Raw genomic sequence first — 18,634 nt, 5'->3', positions numbered from 1 at the left:
CCCGCTGGGCGTCCACGGAACGAGAGAAGGAAGACGGACATGGCGTCACGCCTGTACACCTGGGGACGCTGGGCCGTGCGCCGCCGCGGCCGGGTCATCGCGGTCTGGCTGCTCCTGCTTGCCGTGGTCGGCGGCCTCGGCATCACCATCCACGGCAAGGTGGCCTCGGACTTCACGGTGCCGGGGATCGAGTCCCAGCAGGCCCAGGACCTGCTGGAGGCGAAGTTCCCGGCCGCCGCGGGCGGCGTGATCCGCGTGGTGTACGCCGCGCCCGAGGGCAGCACGCTCACCGCGCCCGAGACCGAGGCCGCCGTCGAGGCGGGCCTGGCGAAGGCCGCCGGGATCTCGGGGGTCGTACAGGTCACCGATCCGTTCAAGACCGGGGCGGTCTCCGCGGACCAGCGGATCGGCTACGCCGACATCCGTTTCCACCAGGCCCCCGCCGATGTGACGCAGGAGTCGAAGAACGCCCTCGCACAGGCGATGGCCAAGGCCCGCCACGCCGGCCTTCAGGTCGAGTACGGCGGATCCGCGATGAAGCCCGCGACCAAGGTCGGCGGACCGGCGGAACTCGTCGGAGTCGGGATCGCCTTCGTCGTCCTGGCCCTGACCCTCGGCTCACTGGTCGCCGCCGGACTTCCCCTCGTCACCGCCATCGTGGGCGTGGCCATCGGCGTCCTGGGCGTGAAGTTCGTGTCCCGCTTCGTCGAGATGACCGGCACCACCACCGTGCTCGCCGTCATGATCGGCCTGGCGGTGGGCATCGACTACGCCCTGTTCATCATCGCCCGCCACCGTGAGCAGCTCGCCGACCCCGACACGGACGTCGAGGACTCCATCGCACGGGCCGTGGCCACCGCGGGCAGCGCCGTCGTCTTCGCCGGAGCCACGGTCGTCATCGCGCTGGCCGCACTGTCCGCCACCGGCATCCCGTTCCTGGCGGTCATGGGCCTGTCCGCCGCCGCCACCGTGCTGGTCGCCGTACTCATCGCCGTCAGCCTGGTCCCCGCCGTCCTCGGCCTGTTCGGCGAGCGGCTGCGCCCCAAACCCCGGCGCCCACGAGCCGGCCGCCGCGAGCGCGTCCCCGGATCCTGGGGCCTGACCTGGGCCCGTATCGTCACCCGCAAGCCGCTCATCGTCCTGCTGGCCGGTGTCATCGCTCTGCTCGCGCTCGCCCTGCCGGCCCGAGAACTGCGCCTGGGACTGCCCAGCTACGCGTCGGAGCCCACCGCAAGCACCCAGCACAAGAGCTACGACCTGCTGACCGAAGGCTTCGGCCCCGGCTTCAACGCCACCCTCACCGCCATCACCGACACCAGCCACATACCCGCCGCCCAGCGCACCGCCACCGTGACCGACCTGCGCACCACCCTGGCCAAGGAAACCGGCGTGGCCGCCGTCTCCCAACCGGTCCCCAACGCCGACAAGACCCTGTTCATCATGGCCGTCGTGCCCAAGACCGGGCCCGACGCCCAGGCCACCACCGACTTGGTGCACCGACTGCGGGACAACGCCCCCGGCGTCACCAAGGCAGGCGGCACCCTCTACATCGCCGGCGTCACCGCCGCCGCCATCGACGTGGCAGGAAAACTCTCCGACTCCCTGCCGGGATTCATCGCCATCATCGTGGCCCTGGCCCTGATCCTGCTGACGATCGCCTTCAGGTCGCTGCCGGTCCCGGTCAAGGCCGTTCTCGGTTTCCTGCTCTCGATCGCCGCTTCCCTGGGCGCCACCGTGTGGGTCTTCCAGTACGGCCACCTGGGCGGCCTCCTGTCCGTCCCCTCAGCCGGACCGGTCACCAGCTTCCTGCCCGTCCTGTTGATCGGCGTCCTGTTCGGACTCGCCATGGACTACGAGGTCTTCCTCGTCAGCCGCATGCGCGAACATCACGAGAACACCAGCGACCCGGCCGCAGCCATCGTCCACGGCGTCGCCCGCAGCGGCCGCGTCGTCAGCGCCGCCGCACTGATCATGGCCGCGGTCTTCGGCGGCTTCGTCTTCAACGAGGACCCCGTCATCAAGTCCATCGGCTTCGCCCTCGCCTTCGGCGTCCTCATCGACGCCTTCGTGGTCCGCATGACCCTGGTCCCCGCCGCCATGGCCCTGCTCGGCCGCCGTGCCTGGGGCCTGCCCCGCTGGCTCGACCGCATCACTCCCGACGTCGACATCGAGGGAGCCCACCTTCCGCAGCCCGCCGCGGCGGCGGAGCAACCGAACCTCGTCAGCACCCGCTGACCCAGTATCACCACCGAAATCAGAACGGAAATCTCCCATGCAGCTCACTCTCCTGGGCGCCACCGGCCCCACCGGACAGCAGATACTGGGCCAGGCACTCAAGGCCGGACATCGGATCACCGCCCTGGTGCGTGACCCGGCCCGCCTGCCCCAGCGCGACCATCCGGACGTCACCGCCGTCACCGGCGACGCGACCAGCACCGACGACCTCACCCGCGCCCTGGCCGGCAGCGACGTCGTACTCTCCGCCCTCGGCCCGGGCAAGGACTTCAAGTCCACCCTCGCCGGCCGCGCCACCCGCGCCCTGATCCCTGCCGCACGTGCCGCCGGTGTCGACCGCGTCGTCATGCTCTCCGCCCTCGGCGCGGGAGACACCATGCGGTACACCGGCGTCGTCCCGAAGACCGTCATCAACCTGATGATGAGCAAGCTCTTCGCCGACAAGGCCGAAGCCGACGCCCTCCTGCGCTCCAGCGGCCTCGACTGGACGCTCGTCTACCCGGCGATCCTGACCAACGGCTCCCTCACCGGCACGTACACCGCGCGAGAGGCCCCGCGCCGCAAGGTGAGCAGCCGCGTCAGCCGCGCCGACGTGGCGGACTTCATGCTCAAGCAGGCCCACAGCAAGGAGTGGTCCCGCCGCGACGCCATCCTGGACCGCTGACCCGATCCTCCGCCGCCGGTCCAAGAACTCTGACCAGAGCACGCGAAGGACAGGCCGGCGGGGACTGCACCGGATTCGGCGGGACCGTGAGGCACTGGTTGGAGTGCAGACCCTGCCGGGCGCTTTCCCGATACCCATGGCCTCAAGACGGCCTCCAATCTTGGCTCGGTCGCAGAGCAACTGCCCAGAACCGAGCTGGCCATGTGCATCGGCTGGTTGTGGTCGGGTAGCCGGATCACGTTGCCGTGACCCGGCTACCCGACCACACTGGTTCGGGGCCTGTGGGAGTGTCTGGTGGAGTCGTGACCGCGTTGGTGGGAAGCGTCTGGGCGCTCTGCCTGTCGCTGCCGAGTTTCTGCGCCGGCTCGATGTGGCCGGGACCGTCGACCGGTTGTGTCCGGGCCGTGACATCGCTCAACTGACGCACGGCCAGGTCATCGAGACGCCGGCGGCCAACCGGCTGACCGCGCCTGCCCCGCTGTGGCGGGTGGAGGACTGGGCGCGTGAGTGGGCGGTGGAGGAAGTCTTCGGTATCGAGCCGGAGCTGCTCAACGACGACCGGCTCGGCCGTGCCCTGGACGCCATCGCCCCGCACCTGGCGGAGCTGACCGACAGCATCGGAGCCCGCGCGATCGGTGAGTTCGGCATCGACGTGTCCACCTGCCACTGGGACATGACGTCCATGTCGCTGCACGGCGCCTACCCGGCCGACGACCAGGACGAGGAGAGTCCCCGCATCAAACACGGGCATCCCAAAGACCGCCGCTACGACCTCAAACAGATCCAGACCGGCCTCGCGGTGACCGGCGACGGCGGCATCCCGCTGCTGTCCCGCGTCATCGACGGCGGAGCCGCGGAGATCTCCCAGATCACCGGGACCATGAACGCCCTGCGCGCGATGACCGGCCCCAAGAAGTTCCTGCTGGTCGCAGACTCCAAGCTGGTCTCGTACCATAACATCACCGCCCTGATCAGGGCCTGGACGGACTTCATCGCCCCGGTCCCGGCCTCCACGGTCGACGACGCGGTCTATGCCGCCCTCGACCTCGAGGCGGCGAACCTCGTGGACTACGCCCCCGCCCGGGACGAGAACACCCCGGCCGACCGGCGCGAGACCTACCGCATGCTGGAGGACACCCACGTCCTGCCCAGACCCCGCACGCGCGATCCACGAGTGGAAGTCCGCCGGATCCTGGTGCACTTCACCGGCAACGCCTAGCGGCCACCGGTCCTCGCTGGAGCTTGTCGAGTTTTTCCCGGGCTTTGGCCAGGCGTTTGTCCCGGGCTCGCTGCTGTCCTGTGGCCGGGGCGGCTGTCGACGGCTGGTACGCGCTGCTGACCAGCCTCACCCCCGGGCAGGCCGACGCCGCCGAGGTGCTGCGGCGTCACAAGGCCAGCAGGGCACGGTCGAACGCCGCTACGGCGACTTCAAGGGCCCTCTGGCCGTCACCCCGTCTCGTGCAGGACAACAAGCGGGTCGCCGCGCTGGTACCGGTGATCTGCCTGGCCCTGCTCGTGTTCTGCCTGATCGAACACCGGGTCCGCCGGGCCCTTGGGGGGCGACCAGAAGATGCCCGAGCTGCATCCCGGCAACCAGACGGTCCGCCCCACCGGCGGGATGATCCTCTACCACCTCTCCGGCCTACGGCTGCGGGTCGGCCATGCCACCGACCCGCCCACCATCGTCATCAGCCGCGGAGTCCAGCTCCATCTCCTCGACCTTCTCGGCCTGGAACCAACACATCCCCGTTGGCCAGACACCTGAACGAGCTACCCACGAAGTACGGAGCCAGACGGGGAATGCCCGCGCCGCACGCCCTCGTCAGGGACTTCTCCTCTCCTTCGTCGCCCGGGCACTTGGGGGCGCCTTGCACCGGCACAAGTCACCGAAGTCAGCATCGGCCTGGCCCACACGCGAGCGGCAGCTCCGGGGCGGGCGCTCCAACAACTGCGACACCAACGCAATGACACTGACGCCCTGTCAAGAAAGTCAGCCTTGGGTCAGCATCAGGCTGACCCAACCAGCCTGCAAATGGCCAGACATGAGAACGCAGCGCTGTCCGTCGATCGACTTCGCGGGAGCGATCGGCCCCTCGGGAAGACGGGGTGTCGAGCCGGAACAGCCGTGTCCCGCGAGAGGCCTGCACTAGAGCTGGAACCCCAGGTCAGCGCACCCTTCCGCGCGGTTTCAGTGGTACGGGCGGGAGCGCGCGGTGGAGCCCCGTCGTACCCCACCACCTCACCGAATCGGGAGCCCGTCATCCAGTCCGAACGGGCCTGTGCGATAGGGGCCGGTAGATCTTGAACGTAACATCGATGCTGTTGCGCCCCATCCACTCGACCGCATCGGTGATCGGGATTTGGTTGGACAGACCGTTCGACGCAAAACGCTTTGTGCTTCGCCGCGGTGAGTCGAGTCGATCTCGACATCCGTCCACCGAGCGCGGATCGCCTCTGTGAGTGCCTCTCGGCCGATATGCCATCCGCCCGGATCACCCTCGACCATCACCAGGAACGTCACGGCAAAGATCTACCAGCTGCCCCTGACGACGATCTGGTCGACGGCAGCCCGAAGTTGGAAGAGGCTCACAGGCCGCGCACACACAAGTGACGACACCGCCCTTGTGCGGTGGTGCCGGGTTGCGGGCTCGCCCGCAGTTCGCGCGCCGGCCTGGAGGGAATGCCTGCATACAGGCGTTCGAACTGTTTCGCTGGATGTCCAGGTGGGGGAGGCACAGGCAATGAGAACACGGTGGGGTCGGCGTCGGCTCGATCGCCAACTCAGGGAGCACTGGGAGCAAGCGACAGGCTACAAAGACTGGGGCGACGACCGTATCGGCACGGCACTGGAGAGCCTGGGGCTCAGTCATCAGGATTCCCTCGACGCCCGGCGTCTGGCGGCTGTCCCCCCGGGCGTCGAACTGGGGGTGACCGAGGTCAAAAAGGCCTGGAGCGATGCGGACACCGGTCCATCCGGCTACATCCACAACACCCTGGGCCTGCTTGAGGACTTCCATCGCGTGGATCTCGTGCGCATCACCGAGGCCGACGACGGCAGGCGGTGGCTGACCGTCCCAGTGGCCCTGCACGAGCGCTTGAGGTCGCGCTGGTCGGCGGACGAAGCGGCCGACTGGCACGCACGGCTCATGGACAACGCCCTCGCACTGCTGAAACCCGGTGATCCCTGGCCGGCTCTGCCCACCGGCGCCGGGTACTGGTGGCGGCATCTGGTGTGGCACATGCAGCACTGCGATCCGGCTCAGGCCGCCAGGCTCGTGGCGTCTCCAGATTGGCAGATCGCGAAGATCCAGCGATTCGGAGCGCAGAGCCTGCTGGCCGATCTGACCCTGGTCGACTCCCCGGAGTCCAGGGCCACCGCTTCAGTGATCAACGAGGTCATGAGCGGGGAGGATCGTGGCTCCCGGCCGGATCCGGGGAAGCAGGCCGAGCTGCTGCAGGCCCTGAGCCATGTGTCGTCCCCGCGAGCGCATGCGGATCACCACGGAGAACCGGAGCAGCCCGCCGTCGCCGGGCAGCTCGTGGCCCAGCAGCAGCCGGCGGTCCGTGCCGTGCTGCAACTGCCCCGGTCTACCTACGACTTCGCTCTGTCACCGGACGCCACATGGCTGGTGGCGGTCGGAGACCACCGGCTCGTCCACGTGTACGACTTGGAAGCCCAGGCCGTACGACGGGTGATCGATGGCCCGGCCGACAAGCTCCACCATTGCGCCGTCGCTCCGGACGGCAGTTTCATCATGACCAGCGCGGTGGGTGAGAAGGCTCAGGCCTGGGATGCTGTCAGCGGCGAGGAACAGCTCCCCTTCAAGGTCGGCACCGTAGGTGAGTCCGTGTACGGTCCGGACGGCATGTGGGTTGCCTACAACACCTTCACCGGCAGCTTCGTCGACCCGCTCACCAACGAACGCCGGGGAACGAAGCCCACGTCTCAGGGGATGTCGCATCTGGCGCTCGCTGCCGACGGAGCAACCCTGGCCGCCCGTGGCCGTAGCAGTCAGATCCTGCTCTGGGACCCGCGTTCCGGCCGGCTGCTCGCGGAGTTGCCCGACCAGCCGCACGAGGTCCACCGGCTCGGTCTGGCCCAGGACGGCTCGTGGATCGCTATCGGCGACGTGAACAGCCTCCGGGTTCTGGAACTGCCCAGCAATCGCGAGCGCTTCACGCTGAAGCAGACGGGTACACGTTTCGCCACCACCGAGGACTGGCTGGCCGTGCCTGTCGCGGGACGCGTGCAGATCCGGTCGACTCGCACCGGTGAGCTCCTGGACACCCTCGAGGCCCACACGGACCTCGTTCTCGACTGCCGTATGTCACCCGACCGACAACACCTGATGACCATGGACCGCGGCGGCACACTCATCGTGTGGGACGCGGCCGCCGTCGTCCCTTGACGCTGTGCCTGTCGCACTCCCGGGAAACGCACGCAAGGCAATCGCTGGAAGGCCGGGCTGTGTCGTTCGAGGTGGAGACTGGCGGCGCCGTCGCGGGGGCCCGTGACGGCGCCGAAGATCACGTCGATCAGGCGCCGGTACTGGGTCTTGTGCCGTCCCGGGACGTTGCTGTGGTCGTCACCGGAGAGTGGGGAGCCGAGCGTTTCATGTTGTGGCCTGTCTGCTTCTCCGCCTCGATGAACGGGTGCACCGTCGCCACCGGGTCTCCTTCGTGAAGAAAGCCGTAGCCCGCTCGAGGACCTCCATGTCCTCCCGCGGCCGGCGGTTCTCCCGCCGCGGCGCGGCCAGTTCGTCCCGAGCGCTGCTGGTTGGCCGTCCCACTCACCCGCGTCGGTCTCAGGCTTCAACTCCGGCATGAACAAACGCCGAGGCCGAGGCTTCTTCTGCCCATGCTCTTCGCGATGGACATCCTCATCGTCGCAGACGATGTCTACCGGATCAGCGAGCAGGTGAACCAGACCACCAGGGACTACGCGTGGCTCAAGCACCGCAAAGCCGGCGAGTACCGCGACGTTCCCCTTCCGGCACGAATCAAGGACACCATCGAGTGGTACGCGACAAACACGGCACCCTGGACGGGTACCTTCTCCGCCACCCGAAGGACGCCGCGCCCGCGGGGATGTTCCCGTACGGGGTCACCAGGTGTGAGCCACATCCACTACGAGATGGTTGGCCGTCTGGAAGACGCGGAACGGCAGTCGAGCCCGGACGCCCAGTCCGGCTTGGGTGTATCCCTCGGAGCCACCTGTGAACTTGAACTCCCGGAAGGTCCGGTACCCGGTGACGTTGACGGACGGAAGCGGCGGGTAGGGCTGTCCGGTCGCCGGGTCGTAGCGCGGGGAGAACAGCGAGATCTCCAGAATGGCTCCGCCCTTGATCGGAACCACGACGTCGCTCGGGTCCTGGTGCAGTACGTCGACGTAGCGGACCGTGTAGCCGATCGGGTCGGCCGCCGTGCCCTGGGCGTCGAAGACCAGACGGTCGAAGCAGTCGTGCTGTCCGGTCCTCACGTCGGTCAGTCGCCTGGAGGCAACAGAGTCACCGGTCTTGTCCAGACTCCCCCACGTCACGGCACAGTCCACGGCCGTCGGCGCGGCCACCGCCGGAACCGTGCCGGCCAACAGGCCGCCGCCCGCCAGCATCATCGCGGCCAGTGCAGTACCTATCCGTCGCATGACTACCCCCCGGTAGCTCGCGTAGGTGTGTGTCTGTTCAGACCGGCGGCCTTCCGGAAGGTTGTGCGCAGTGGAGTAGCCCATTGCGGCGCAGAGGCCCTTCCAGCACCAGCTGCCCCGCGAGACCACAGCGTGTTCCGCGTGCGCCGCCGCCTGGTGCCGTTCTTCCTGCCGTTCCATCTCGGCCTGGGCATCGTGTGAGGTGCGCTCGACATCGACCGCATCGGCCACCGCCTCCGGCAAGGCCGACCCGGTACCTTCGGCCTGACCGCGCCACTCCTGTCCTTACGGCTTACGCGCAAGTCCACCGTGCTCGGCTACGACCTCCGTGGCGTCCGAGCCGGACTCCGGACGCCACTCCGTCACCGAGACGACACCGGGCTCGACAAGCTCCAGACCGTCGAAGAACGCGGTGATCTCATCAACGGAGCGCAGGTTGTACGGAACGGCGCCGCTGTTGTTGTAGGCGTCCTGGGCCTGCTCGAAGACTGGGTCGATGCCACGCGACCCGTCGTTGATGGAGAGGTAACTGCCCGAGGGCAGGGCTTCCATCAGCCGGGTGACGATGGAACGGGCCTGATCGTAGTCGGCGACATGACCCAGGATGTTGCTGAGGATGAGCGCGGTGGGACGACCGAAGTCCAGCGTCTTGGCGGCGACTTCAAGAATGCGATCCGGGTCCGTCACGTTGGCGTCGATGTAGGCGGTCGCACCCTCCTCGGTGGAGTAGAGCAGCGCACGGGCGTGGGCGAGCACCATCGGATCGTTGTCGACGTAGACGATCCGCGCCTCGGGAGCGAGCCCCTGGGCGACCTCGTGGGTGTTCTGCGCGGTCGGAAGCCCGGTACCGACATCCAGGAACTGCCGGATACCCGCCTCGGAGACGAGATACGCGATGTTGCGACGCAGGAAGCCACGACTGGAGCGGGCGATGGTGACGATCCCGGGAAACACCTCGGTGTACGCGTCACCGGCCGCCGCGTCGACGGGGTAGTTGTCCTTACCGCCGAGCCAGTAGTTCCAGATACGGGCGGAGTGCGGCACCGACGTGTCGATCTTCTGCTGCTTTGCCGGCTCGGGCGTCATCACAGGGTCCGTCATGAGTCGTGTACGTCCTTCATCCGGGGCGAGAATGATTCGCAGCGCATCCTACGGTCGAACTCCCTTTTCCAGCCCGCTAGTTCACATCTTCCGACTGGTGTGCTGGTCGTGGGACAGGCTGACGTCCATGCATCGCTCTCGGCACTCGGACGCAACTCCTGGACGCGCTTCTGCCGGACTACTCCGGCTCAGATCCTGCCATCGCTCTGAGCGAGACCGGCAGGGACACTGAACCGCTCCGGGATCGGTGGTACTCCGGACTGTCCCTCCACGAATCGCCAGCGGTTCGGTGACACCCCGTCGCCCGCGTATGGGCGGGGCAGGAGCCCTTTCGTGGCCGTTCATGGATCAGGAGCCGTCCACGTGATGCGTCATGGGGAAGGTGCACAGTTTGACCCATTCCAGAAAACATGCAGGTCAGAGGAGGTTTCGAGGCGAAATCCAAACCCCTCGGAGAGCCTCGTGCGTCATACGTGCGTCATCGCCACAGCCGTGCGTCAGACGCGCACGGATCCCGATCGAAACTCCGACCACGGCCTAGGGCGAGCAAGGTCGGTACCGCTTGGTCTTTGTCAATCTGTTCCTGTCTTTGTGTCCCGAACACGTCCCGAACGTCTGCAGGATTGACCGGCTATGCCGACCCGGAGAGCCGCGCGGAGGCCCACCCCTGGTGTCGGGGCAGACGTACTCTCGCCGGCCTGCCCGGCTGTGCTGAAACCACCACCGGAGGGCGACGCCGCCACCTTCGAGGGACTGAGCGGCGTCATCGGCAACCTCGGCCCGTTCCCCGCGTCCTGTCCACGTCGCGGATATGGACGCAGCCGACCGGCCTTCCGCCATCAGGGCATCGCGGCGGCTTCCGCGCGGGACACGGCGACTTCCAGTACGGCCAGCAGCGCGTCGCGGACCGAGCCCGTCTTTCGTGCGTCGAAGACGATCAGTGGTACGTGCTCGGCGATGTCCAGTGCCCACCGCACCTCCTCGAGGTCGTGTTCGACCTCCCCGTCGAAAGCGTTGACGGCGACCGCGAAGGGGACGTTCCTGTGCTCGAAGTAGTCCACCGCCGCATAGCAGTCGTCGAGTCGGCGGGTGTCCACGATCACCAAGCTGCCGAGGGCGCCCTCCACCAGGTCGTCCCACATGAAGCCGAACCGGTCCTGGCCCGGGGTGCCGAACAAGTACAGCTTCAGCGTCGGGTCGATGGTGACGCGGCCGAAGTCCATGGCGACCGTGGTGGTGGTTTTGCCCGGAGTGTGGCTGAGGTCGTCCACTCCCGCCGCGACCTGGGTGATCGCGGCCTCCGTGGTGAGCGGTCGTATCTCGGATATCGAGGCCACGGTCGTGGTCTTGCCGACTCCGAAGCCACCGGCGATGACCAGCTTGACCGGTGTCGGAGGCTGTTCAGCTGGTGTCACGGAGTGTGTCCCGTGAGTCGGGAACGGCACGGAGGCCATTGATAACCCTTCGCAGTACGGAGAGATCCTGGGCGATCGCGGCGTTCGGCCGATGGACCGCGAGATGCCCGGCGGCACGCAGATCCTCGACCAGCACGCGCACCACGTTGAGGTGGAGTCGCAGCCCGGCGGCCAGTTCCGCCACCGACAGCGGTCGCCGGCTGGCCGCGACGATCTCCTGGTGTTCGAAAGTGAGCGAGTGAAGGGCCAGGAGCCCGGCCGAGGTCGACACCACCTGGGCCTCCACCGGCATCGGCAGGCCGGTGCCGCCTGCCGACACCCGCCCGGTGGTCAGGAGGAACGGCCGGATCGCGGGGGCGCGGCGTCGCGTCTCCGGCGAGCCCTCGGCGTCCCCTGCCGCCTCCTGTGGTGGTCCGACGACGGACATCACGATCCCTTCACGATCTGCCTGCACCCGTGCCCCGGCTCGGGGAAGGTCAGGGGGCCGACGTCGCGCCGACACTGTTCTTCAGCTCCAGCACCAGTTGGGGAGTGAGCGTGGCCGCGGTCCGTTTGGCGAAGAGGGTCATCGCGTAGGCGATGTTGCCCAGCTTCGCCTCCTCGGAGGTCACGATGCCGAGGACGGCGCCGGCTCCGATGGCCGACACCAGCACATGGCCGTGCTCCAGGTCGAGGATGACCTTGTTGAGGCGGCCGAGACCGTAGTTTCCGGATGCGCCCGCGGCAAGACTCGTCAGACCGGCCACGATCGCGGCGAGCCGTTCGGAGTCGGCCTGGTCTCGCAGCTGGGAGGCGGCGATCAGCAGGCCGTCGGACGACACCGCGATGGCGTCGGCCACGCCGGGGGTGTCTTTGGCGAACCGCTCCAGCAGCCAGGTGAAGTCGGCCGCGGCGGCGCGCAGGTCGGTCGGTTCCGGCTTCTCGGAACTCATGTCAGCTGTCAACGTGGGCACTGCCCGGCTCCTTCTGGGATTTCTGGTGCTGAGATGGTTCGGGCCCGGTCGGAGCATGGTCGTAGTCCTGCTCCGCCTGGAGTACCGCGGCTTCGAACGCGTCGAGTTCCGAACGGACGGCCTCGGCGTCCAGGAGCTGCGGTACGGGCGACGATGTCCGGTCGACCGGGGAAGCAGCCCGGGCGAGTGTCGCTCCCCGCTCCCGCCGACGCAGTGGCCGGGAGGTACGAGCTGATGGCGGTTTGTCCGCGGCGACGGTCCGTTCCGCGGTGGTCGGGCCCGCGTCGGCGGGGGGCGCTCCGCGCCGGGGCAGCTCACCGCGCGGCGACGGAGCCCCCGGCCGCTGCGGGGGGACGGCAGAGGCAGCGGCCGGCTGCGGCGACGGTACCGGCCCGGTGGCCCCCTTCCCCGGCCTCGCCGGGAGCGGCGTCACGTTCGCGACCGGGCCCGCAGTCACGGGCTCCGGAAGGTCCACGGTGCTCATGGCCGACAGGAGCGCGGCAGGGACCCACACGGTGGCGCTGACGCCGCCGCCCGGCGTACGGGTCAGGGTCACCCGCACATCCCAGCGCCGGGCCAGGCTCCCGACCACGAAGAGACCGAGCACCTCGGTCGGTGCGAGATCGAGCCGTTCCCGGCGGACCAGCCGGGCGTTCTCCTCGGCGAGGCGTTCGGCGTTCATGCCGAGCCCGTGGTCGATGATCTCGATCAGAGCCCCGCCGTCCTCGCTGACGTCGGCGCCGGGGCGGACCACCACCTCGACGGGCGTGTGCGAGGGGGAGAACGCGACCGCGTTCTCCAGCAGTTCGGCGAACATCAGTGTCAGGTCACCGACGATGTCGGGCTCGACGGCGACCTCCGTCTCGGATCGCAGGGACACCCGCTCATAGCCCTCGATCTGGGCGAGCGACGCACGGATGACGTTGGCCAGGGGGATCGGCTGGGACTCGATGCCGCTCTCCCGGATGCCGGCGAGCAGCATCAGGCTGTCGGCGTTGCGCTGGAGGCGTACGGCGATGTGGTCGATGCGGTACAGCTGTTCGAGGAGTTCGAGATCGGTCTCCTCGCGTTCCATCGCATCGATCAGAAGTAGCTGACGGGTCGTCAGGAGGCTCACTCTGTGGCCGACGTTGCCGAACATCTCGGCCACGTTGCGGCGGCTCAGCACCTGTCGCTCCAGCAACTGTGCGGCGGTCACCTGCACTTGGTTGAACACCTCGGCCAGTCCGCCGATCTCGTCGCGCACCGGGACGGGGATCGGCCGCGGCTGCAGCGGGGTGGTGTCGTCGGACTCGTCGTCCGCGACCCGGGCCAGTTCCTCGCCCGCCACGTCGACCACCTGCTGGGCGGCGTCGGTCAGGGCCACCAGGGGACGTACGACCGAACGCCGGACCAGAACACAGAAGGCCAGCCAGACGACGAAGCCGAGAACGGCCAGACCGAGCAGGTACAGCGAGCTTCGCAGGGCGCCCGAGGAGGCGGTGTCGGCCTCGGCCGCGGTCTGCTCGATCAGCGACCGGGTGATGCCCAGGCGGGTCTCGGACTGGCGCGTTCCGTCGGCGATCGCACTGCGCAGTTGCGCCGGTGTCTTGCCCTGCAGGGCACCGGGATCGATCTGCAGCTGCGCGAACTGGGCCTTGACTCCGTTCTGCTCGGCGCTGCGCTCGATGCCGTCCATGGTCAGCACCTGGCCGGGTGTGGCGATCCGCTGGAACCGGCGCGACTGCTGGTCGTAGAGGGCATGGGCGTCGACTGCGCGGCTGTACTCGTTGAGGGCGTTGGCGTCACGGGTCTGCGCGGAGAACACCGCGCTCTCGAAGGACGCGTGGGCGGCGTCGGCGCGCAGCACCGTGTCGAGAAGTGCCGTGACCGTGGACGACGAAGTGCCGGAGTAACGGTCCAGACCGATGCCGTCGATCAGATAGTCGACCGCGGAAGCGTAAGCGGGGTCGATGTCTGCGACGGCGACGTAGCCCCGTTCGAGCCTGTCGCGCAGGACACCGAGGCGGCGGATGTAGTCGAGCGCCTGCACCTCTTCGGGCGGCAGGCCCGCGGCGAACGCCGTACGCACGGCGGCGACCTGCGCATCGGTGTTCCGCTGCGCCCGGCGGTACTCGTCGGCCGGCGGCAGCGAGGCTCCGGGACGGGCCTCGTCGTACCGCACGGACAGCAGGAGCGCCTCCCGGTGTTCGGCCTGTACGTCGTTGACGAGCTTCGCGACCTGTCCACTGTCGCGCACCAGGTCCGCGATCCGGCCCGCGTCCTGGGCCTGTCGGGCCTGGCCGTAGGCCGCGATTCCGAGAAGCAGGCCGACAGCCGCGATGGGCGCGATCACCAGGACGTTGAGCTTGCGGCGGAAGGGCCACCGGTCGAGGAAGCCCACCGCTGTCGGACGCGACCGCGGGCTCCGGTCGGCTGTCCCCGGTGGTTCGGGGGCAAGCGCCGGGTTCCCTCTGTTCCCGGACACCCGGGCCTCCTTCGACATGTTGCTGAGCTGCGGCGGCCGCGTCGTGCTGGACCGCCGGTGGCCGGCAGCGGACGTGACGCATTCACGGCGTTCGCCGCTGAGATGAACGAATAGATCACGCCAGTGACTGAAACCGGCTGCGTGAGCTTAACTGCACACTCAGCGACTTCACAGGTTGGGTACGTCAAAAAATGATCACGAAATTCTTACTGGCGGCCAACAGACCGTGACGCCTCGGCCGCGGCGGCACGCGTCTCACCGCAAGCCGCCGGCCGATGTAAGGTGCCGGGCGGGGGAATTGACGCGAACCGACCGGTTGAGCATGATCCTCGGCAGCAAGCTTGCTGCCGCCCCTGCCACCCCGAGCCACCACTCGGGAATCGCCACCACGCCGTAGTCGCCGCAGGCCTCTCCAACCGAGGCGTGGCGGGCCCTCGGACGGTGATCACACGCCGGAGCCGTCGCCCGACCCCGAAACTCCTTTCCCCACCCAGCCCTGCCTGCCCTCTCATGCCCCGTGTTGGAGACCTCGTGCACCCCACCTACAAGGCGGCCCTGACAGCGACCGCCCTCCTGGCCACCGCCACGCTCGTCGCCGGCTGCGAGAGCGGCTCCAAGACCACCGAATCCGTCAGCGCGTCCTCCGGTGGCTCGTCCAGACCTGGCTGCCCCAGCGCCCTCTTGCAGGCCAAGCGGGACGTCAAGGCGGCCGAGGACATCAACGCCCCTTGGTCCGGGCCGACCAGCGGGCCCACGGTCGTCCCGGACCGGAGCATCGTCTACATCGCCCAGACGCTGACCAATCCCGGCGTCGAGGGCGTCGCCAAGGGCGTCCAGGAAGCCGCCGACGTCATCGGCTGGCACGTCCGCACCATCAACGGCCAGGGCACGTCGGCAGGGCTCAAGACCGCCTTCGACCAGGCTCTCGCCCTCAAGCCCGACGGCATAGTCATCGGCGGCTTCGACCCCTCCTCCACCGCCGACGAGGTGGCGCGGGCGAACGCCGCCGGCATCCCGCTGATCGGCTGGCACGCCGTCGGCGCCCCCGGCCCCAGCACGGACCCGAAGCTGTTCACCAACATCACCACAAGGGTCCAGGACGTGGCGAGGCTCAGCGCCGACTGGATCATCGCGCAGTCCAACGGCCGTGCGGGCGTCGTGCTGTTCACCGACGCCACCATCCCATTCGCCAAGCACAAGTCCGACCTGATCAAGAAGGAACTCGCCACCTGCTCCGGCGTGACGCTGCTGAGCTACGAGAACATCCCGATCTCCCAGGCCAACAGCCGCACCATCGGCAAGGTCACCTCCCTCGCCGCCCGCTTCGGCAACAGGTGGACCTACTCCGCCGCCATCAACGACCTGTACTTCGACTACGCGGGCTCCGCCCTGCGGGCCGCCGGAAAGAACGGTGCGGGGGCCCCGTTCAACATCGGTGCCGGTGACGGCGACCCGTCGGCCTTCCAGCGCATCAACGGCAAGGAGTTCCAGGCCGCCACGGTGCCCGAACCGCTGTCCGAACAGGGCTGGCAGATCATCGACGAGTTCAACCGCGCCTTCGCGGGCAAGCCGTCCAGCGGGTACGTCGCCCCCGTCCACATCACCACCGCGGCCAACAGCGGCGGCGCGCCGTCCTGGGACTCCGAGGGCTACCGCGAGGCCTACCGCAAGATGTGGGACAAGTAGCCACCTGGCAGACCCTCGGCCGACCAGGGAAGAAGTGGACGTCGCGACCACCGACCGCGCCTGACAGGCGACCGAGCCACAACTGGAACCACCTCGGCCAAAGGCCTCCGGCTACACACACATCACTTACGACCTCGGGGGAAATAGTGAACGGCGTCGCGGCGTCTGGCACGCACGCTCGCGGCGTTGTCGGGATGCCCTGGTAGCTCCTCCCCCTATTTCCCCCGAGGTCGTACGCCGTCCCCGTCGGCGACGATGGTTTGCCCCGTCCGGTTTCCGCTCCGCGACGATGCTGCCAAGCAGGGAAGCGGAGCTTGCCCGCAGACCTGCTGGGCCGTTTCAGTACGGGGCGTTGACCCGCACAGCAGCCAGTCACGGCGAACGGCCCCGCGCTCCAGGCATGGAGCATCTCAATCCGCCGCCACCGGCGCCTTCCGCCGGCTCCCACTGGCCGACGTCAACAGGCTGGGCCAGAGGCAGCCACTTCCGATTACCTGCGTCCCATCAGCGTCCCGAATACCACCCTCGCCCGCCGATCGGACCGTCCGCCCCAGCCCGCGAGAACCACCGGATGATCCATAACCGCAGGTCAACGGAGCACCCAACTACGGATCACCGCATCGCCGTTGAACTCACGAGCAGCGGATTCCTCGCAGCTCGGGCCTGGGCAAAGTCCGGTGGGTCGCCGAGTCCGCCATCGCCTCGCTCCACGGACCCCGCCGCCTACGGACCCGCCGGGAAACCCGAGACGACATGCACGACGCCTCCCTCCAGTTCACCCGCGGCATGCCCCCGGCAATGCATCGGCCGTAGCAGTCATGGAAGCGCGGCTTCCTGACCGCTGCCTGCGCCATGTGATCCAGGACGTGCCGAGAGGGACGATCTCGTTCGATCTCGGTGACCATCTCGCCCTCGCCGAGACGTCGTGGGACGCGGCTGCGCGATCGACTTGGCGGGCGTCAGTCGCTTCAGCCGAGTGCTCGGAAGTATTTCTCACGCGTTCGGGCCGGTATCGACGATGTCATTGTCGAAGGCGGCAGCGAGCGCCTTCGCGATCAGGTCGGGCAGCTCGGTCCGTCCGTCGTCCTCGGCCCAGCGCACCAATGCCGTGTGCATGGCGGCCAGGCAGGCACTGGCCGCCGCGTGTGCGTGGAACGCCGTGTCGAGATCGGCGGCATCGCCCCCGAGGGCGTCGACGATCGCCTGCTGAAGGGCGTAGTGGTTGTCCAGGTGCTTGGCCCGCAAGGCCGGCGTCGAGATCATGAGCCGGAGGCGGGCGAGCAGGAACTGCTCGCCCGCCGTCAGGTCGTCTCTTTGGCCGCCGCGGGTCAACGTCGCGGCCGAGTCGATGAGCGCGCTGCCGATGCGACGGACCAGGGGCTGTGCGGCGGACGACGCGATGATCCGCTCGGCGACGAGCCGACCGTTCTGGTCGACGAGCACAAGGTCTTCCTTTGTGGGGAAGTGCCGGTACACGGTCATGGGCGACACGCCTGCGGCTTCGGCGACGTCGGACACGGTCGTGGCGTCGTATCCGTGCTCGGTGAACAGCCTTACCGCGTGCGCCTGAATCGTGCGCTGCGTCTCGGCTCGCCGTTGTTCTCGCAGTGTTGAGGGCTGGTCTGGCATGTGATAGACCCTACCGGAGTGGTAGTGACTACCAGATTGGTAGTCACTAACATGACGGGGTGGTGGACATGAGTGATCTGACCGGCAGGACGGCTCTCGTGACTGGAGCATCGCGCGGCATCGGGCGGGCGACAGCGGCCCGGCTGGCGGCGAAGGGGGCAGTGGTCATAGTGCATTTCGGCACGGACGGGGACGGTGCGACGGCGACGGTCGACGAGATCGAACGTGGCGGCGGAACCGCGCTCGCCGTCGAGGCAGAGCTGGGCGTGGATGACGACGTCGAGACGCTCTTCACGGGAGTCGAGGCCGGCCTGGCCGGGCGGCCACTCGACATCCTGGTCAACAACGCGGCGGCTGCTCCCGCCGGCCCGCTCGGAGCCACGACGCGGAAGGAGTTCGACCACCTCTTCGCCGTGAACGTGCGAGCGCCGTACTTCATCATCCAGCGAGCATTGCCGTTGCTCCGCGACGGCGGCCGCATCGTCACGATCTCGTCCGTGGCGACCCGGATGGCCAACCCCGCCCAGACGTCCTTCGCCATGACGAAGGGTGCGGTCGAGACGATGAGCATGACCTTGGCCAACGAGCTCGGGGTCCGGGGCATCACGGTGAACGCGGTTGCTCCCGGCGCCACTCGGACGGCTACCAACGGATCGTCCTTCGAAGCGCCGGGTCTGGCCGAACTCATCGCTGGAACGACGGCGCTAGATCGGCTGGGCCGGCCCGACGATGTCGCCGACGTGGTCGCGTTCCTCGCCTCCGACGAGGCGCGCTGGATCACGGGGCAGGTCATCGACGCAAGCGGTGGACTGTTCCTCGGACCGCGCGCCGGATAACAAG

14 protein-coding genes and 2 pseudogenes are annotated in these 18,634 nt (G+C 68.4%); 8 read left to right on the top strand and 8 right to left on the bottom strand.

Annotated features, from left to right (window positions below):
* Positions 1-39 precede the first annotated feature (39 nt).
* The 4 genes from OG568_RS42995 to OG568_RS42980 all read left to right on the top strand — a co-directional run bounded on the left by OG568_RS42995 (position 40) and on the right by OG568_RS42980 (position 4,664).
* Positions 40-2,235, top strand: coding sequence for an MMPL family transporter (locus OG568_RS42995; RefSeq protein WP_329535447.1), 2,196 nt, complete (start codon positions 40-42; stop codon positions 2,233-2,235).
* Positions 2,236-2,272: 37 nt separating this feature from the next.
* The gene (locus tag OG568_RS42990; protein WP_329535446.1) at positions 2,273-2,899 is read left to right on the top strand and encodes an NAD(P)-dependent oxidoreductase; all 627 of its coding nucleotides are present in this window, start codon (positions 2,273-2,275) and stop codon (positions 2,897-2,899) included.
* A 136-nt stretch (positions 2,900-3,035) separates the two neighbouring features.
* On the top strand, positions 3,036-4,118 hold the full coding sequence (locus OG568_RS42985; protein ID WP_329535445.1) for an IS1634 family transposase: 1,083 nt from the start codon (positions 3,036-3,038) through the stop codon (positions 4,116-4,118).
* 351 nt (positions 4,119-4,469) lie between these two features.
* Positions 4,470-4,664 carry a hypothetical protein gene (locus OG568_RS42980; protein ID WP_329535444.1) on the top strand — a complete coding sequence of 65 codons (195 nt, stop codon included), beginning with the start codon at positions 4,470-4,472 and terminating at the stop codon, positions 4,662-4,664.
* A gap of 400 nt (positions 4,665-5,064) precedes the next feature.
* Here OG568_RS42980 and OG568_RS42975 read toward each other — a convergent pair.
* Positions 5,065-5,185: pseudogene (locus OG568_RS42975) on the bottom strand (pirin family protein); the annotation flags it as partial.
* 455 nt (positions 5,186-5,640) lie between these two features.
* On the opposite strand from OG568_RS42975, the gene OG568_RS42970 reads away from it, so the two are divergent.
* Entirely contained in the window at positions 5,641-7,308 is a 1,668-nt protein-coding gene (locus OG568_RS42970; protein ID WP_329535443.1) for a hypothetical protein, read from the top strand.
* Between the two features lie 695 nt (positions 7,309-8,003).
* Here the strand turns inward: OG568_RS42970 and OG568_RS42965 are convergent.
* The 6 genes from OG568_RS42965 to OG568_RS42940 all read right to left on the bottom strand — a co-directional run bounded on the left by OG568_RS42965 (position 8,004) and on the right by OG568_RS42940 (position 14,479).
* Complete coding sequence (locus OG568_RS42965) at positions 8,004-8,543, bottom strand: AMIN-like domain-containing (lipo)protein (protein WP_266580244.1); 540 nt, start codon at positions 8,541-8,543, stop codon at positions 8,004-8,006.
* Between the two features lie 285 nt (positions 8,544-8,828).
* Positions 8,829-9,644, bottom strand: coding sequence for an SAM-dependent methyltransferase (locus OG568_RS42960; protein ID WP_329535442.1), 816 nt, complete (start codon positions 9,642-9,644; stop codon positions 8,829-8,831).
* A gap of 839 nt (positions 9,645-10,483) precedes the next feature.
* On the bottom strand, positions 10,484-11,098 hold the full coding sequence (locus OG568_RS42955; protein WP_266580248.1) for a GTP-binding protein: 615 nt from the start codon (positions 11,096-11,098) through the stop codon (positions 10,484-10,486).
* Positions 11,046-11,486 carry a DUF742 domain-containing protein gene (locus tag OG568_RS42950; protein ID WP_329535441.1) on the bottom strand — a complete coding sequence of 147 codons (441 nt, stop codon included), beginning with the start codon at positions 11,484-11,486 and terminating at the stop codon, positions 11,046-11,048. Before OG568_RS42950 ends, OG568_RS42955 begins: the two co-directional genes overlap by 53 nt.
* A 49-nt stretch (positions 11,487-11,535) precedes the next feature.
* Positions 11,536-11,991: a roadblock/LC7 domain-containing protein gene (locus OG568_RS42945; protein ID WP_266417695.1), complete on the bottom strand. Its 456-nt coding sequence runs from the start codon at positions 11,989-11,991 to the stop codon at positions 11,536-11,538.
* A gap of 1 nt (position 11,992) precedes the next feature.
* Complete coding sequence (locus tag OG568_RS42940; RefSeq protein ID WP_329535440.1) at positions 11,993-14,479, bottom strand: ATP-binding protein; 2,487 nt, start codon at positions 14,477-14,479, stop codon at positions 11,993-11,995.
* Between the two features lie 531 nt (positions 14,480-15,010).
* On the opposite strand from OG568_RS42940, the gene OG568_RS42935 reads away from it, so the two are divergent.
* Positions 15,011-16,165 (top strand): substrate-binding domain-containing protein, encoded by a 1,155-nt coding sequence (locus tag OG568_RS42935; RefSeq protein ID WP_329536602.1) that lies wholly within the window; start codon positions 15,011-15,013, stop codon positions 16,163-16,165.
* 648 nt (positions 16,166-16,813) lie between these two features.
* Positions 16,814-16,978 (top strand): annotated as a pseudogene (locus OG568_RS42930) (IS5/IS1182 family transposase); the annotation flags it as partial.
* A gap of 180 nt (positions 16,979-17,158) precedes the next feature.
* On the opposite strand, the gene OG568_RS42925 reads toward OG568_RS42930, so the two are convergent.
* Entirely contained in the window at positions 17,159-17,794 is a 636-nt protein-coding gene (locus OG568_RS42925; RefSeq protein WP_329535439.1) for a TetR/AcrR family transcriptional regulator, read from the bottom strand.
* Positions 17,795-17,862: 68 nt separating this feature from the next.
* On the opposite strand from OG568_RS42925, the gene OG568_RS42920 reads away from it, so the two are divergent.
* Positions 17,863-18,630 (top strand): SDR family oxidoreductase, encoded by a 768-nt coding sequence (locus tag OG568_RS42920; RefSeq protein ID WP_329535438.1) that lies wholly within the window; start codon positions 17,863-17,865, stop codon positions 18,628-18,630.
* Positions 18,631-18,634: the final 4 nt, after the last annotated feature.

Source organism: Streptomyces sp. NBC_01450 (genome assembly GCF_036227505.1).
Classification (GTDB): Bacteria; Actinomycetota; Actinomycetes; order Streptomycetales; family Streptomycetaceae; genus Streptomyces.
Note: the sequence above shows the minus strand (reverse complement) of the source record. Positions and strands in the feature narration are given on the sequence as shown.